The organism is Bradyrhizobium uaiense, from assembly GCF_010811875.1.
GTDB lineage: Bacteria > Pseudomonadota > Alphaproteobacteria > Rhizobiales > Xanthobacteraceae > Bradyrhizobium > Bradyrhizobium uaiense.
This window is the reverse complement of sequence record NZ_VKHP01000460.1, coordinates 1-2,300: the sequence shown is the minus strand read 5'-3', so window position 1 is coordinate 2,300 and position 2,300 is coordinate 1. Positions and strand designations below refer to the sequence as shown.

Sequence of the window (2,300 nt, the reverse complement as noted above, 5' to 3'; positions counted from 1 at the left end):
TCTCTACTATTAGTTCTCTTGAGTGCCCCCGGGCACCCGTGAGCTCCTCAGTGTAGATCGGCGGCAGTGTCGGCGGTGTATAAGAGACATCGTTGCGTTCGTTTCGCGCCCACTATCGCCGCGGCGCGGTCGACATGGAGATCCTGAAGCGCTGGTGGCTGCCGATCGTGATCGGCGTCGCCGCCGGCAGCGTCACCGCGCGCTTCGCGCCGGAGCGGCTGTTCAAGATCGTGTTCGTGGTGGTGGCGTGGTCGGCGGCCGCGCGGTTGCTGTTGGCGCGCGAGACATGGAAGTTCGGCGACGACGTGCCGAAAGGTTTCTTGATGCGTATCTACGGCTTCTTCGTCGGCCTGCTGTCGACATTGATGGGCATCGGCGGCGGCCTGTTCGCCAATCTCTTGATGACGTTCTATGGCCGGCCGATCCATCAGGCGGTCGCGACCTCGTCGGCGCTCGCGGTGCTGATCTCGATCCCTGGCGCGCTGGGTTACGTCTATGCCGGCTGGCCTGCCGCCGCGCGCTTTCCCGACGTCGCCGCGCTGCAATTGCCGTTCGCGCTCGGCTACGTCTCGCTGATCGGCGCGCTCCTGGTGATGCCGACCACGCTCGTCACTGCACCGCTCGGCGTGAAGGTCGCACACGCGCTATCAAAGCGCGCGTTGGAGGTGGCGTTCGGGGCATATCTCTTCATCGTCGGCGGACGGTTCGTGATCAGCCTGTTGGGCGGGCACTAGTCGCGGTCTAGTCCTTCAACCGGACCTCGCTGTTGCGCCAGTACCGCATGTCGCCGATCCCTTCGATACGATCCATATCGGAGAGCGCCTTCAGGCGCGCCGCGGTCGCTTCATGGCTGATCGCCCAGCCAAGCTCCTTGTAGCGTTCTTCTGCCATGGTCACGAACCATACGACCTTCCGCCGCCGCGGTGTCAGAAGCGACACGATGACTTCGTCGAGCTGTTCTTCGGTCACTGAAGACGGAAGCTTCACCTCGCTCCATGCCAGTGCGCTGAAGAGTATGCTTGGCTCCCGCTCCTCGGTGGGTGGCAGCAAGTCCGGATATTGCTCGCAAATCGGCAGGAGAAGCTTCTCCTCGAGGTCCGCAATGACCTCTTGAACCGAATCATGGAATCGAATCCGTTCCTGCTTGCCGAGCCCTGCGATGGCTCTTTCAGCCTCGTACATTGCGTCCAGAGCATCGAAGACTTGCAGACAAATCCTCTCGGCATCCCCGCGGTTCATCGTTTCCTCGCGAAATCCCGCTTTCGTCAAGCCTTCGAATAAATATCCTTATATTTATCGCGCAGAATGTTCTTCTGCACCTTGCCCATCGCATTGCGCGGCAATTCGTCGACGACGAAGACCCGCTTGGGCATCTTGAATTTGGCGAGCCGCCCGTCGAGCGCCTTCAGCACCGAGGCCTCGCTGACGTCGGCGCCCTTGCTGCAGACCAGCACGGCGGTGACGCCTTCGCCGAAATCGGCATGCGGCACGCCGATCACGGCTGATTCGATCACGCCGGGCATGGCGTCGATCTCGCTCTCGATCTCCTTCGGGTAGACGTTGAAGCCGCCGGAGATCACGAGATCCTTGCCGCGGCCGAGGATGTGGACATAACCCTTCCCGTCGATCTTGCCGAGGTCGCCGGTGATGAAGAAGCCGTCGTCGCGGAATTCGGACTTGGTCTTCTCCGGCATGCGCCAGTAGCCCTGGAACACGTTCGGGCCCTTGACCTCGATCATGCCGATGGTTTCGCGCGGAAGCTCCTTGCCGGTCTCTGGGTCGGTGACCCGCACCGAGACGCCGGGCAGGGCAAAGCCGACCGCGCCGGGCACGCGGTCGCCGTCATAGGGGTTGGACGTGTTCATGTTGGTCTCGGTCATGCCGTAGCGCTCGAGCACGGCGTGGCCGGTGCGCGCCGACCATTCGCGATGGGTGTCGGCGAGCAGCGGTGCGGAGCCCGAGACGAACAGCCGCATGTGTTTGGTGGCGTCCTTGCTCAGGCCCGGGTTCTGCAACAGACGGGTGTAGAAGGTCGGCACGCCCATCATCACGGTGGCGCGGGCCATCAGCTTGACGATCACGTCCGGATCGAACTTCGGCAGAAAGATCATCGAGGCGCGCGAGAACAGCGTGACGTTGCTCGCCACGAACAGGCCGTGGGTATGATAGATCGGCAGCGCGTGGATCAGCACGTCCTTGTCGGTGAAGCGCCAGTAGTCGACCAGCGAATACGAGTTCGAGGCCAGATTGTCGTGCGAGAGCATCGCGCCCTTGGAGCGGCCGGTGGTGCCCGACGTGTA

At 62.7% G+C, this 2,300-nt stretch carries 2 protein-coding genes and 1 pseudogene; 1 reads left to right on the top strand and 2 read right to left on the bottom strand.

Translation table 11 applies throughout. The features are described from left to right. Positions 1–86: 86 nt before the first annotated feature. Positions 87–734, top strand: a pseudogene (locus tag FNJ47_RS45695) (sulfite exporter TauE/SafE family protein); the annotation flags it as partial. Between the two features lie 7 nt (positions 735–741). Here the strand turns inward: FNJ47_RS45695 and FNJ47_RS45690 are convergent. Both FNJ47_RS45690 and FNJ47_RS45685 read right to left on the bottom strand, forming a co-directional pair. Continuing rightward, positions 742–1,239 (bottom strand): hypothetical protein, encoded by a 498-nt coding sequence (locus FNJ47_RS45690; RefSeq protein WP_163163308.1) that lies wholly within the window; start codon positions 1,237–1,239, stop codon positions 742–744. A gap of 26 nt (positions 1,240–1,265) precedes the next feature. Then, positions 1,266–2,300, bottom strand: a 1,035-nt coding sequence (locus FNJ47_RS45685) for an AMP-binding protein (protein ID WP_163163306.1), incomplete at its 5' end; no start/stop codon positions are given.

What these genes read in the sequence shown, in the direction of transcription:
- FNJ47_RS45690 (WP_163163308.1), bottom strand. Translation starts at nt 1,239, where the DNA reads ATGAACCGCGGGGATGCCGAGAGGATTTGTCTGCAAGTCTTCGATGCT.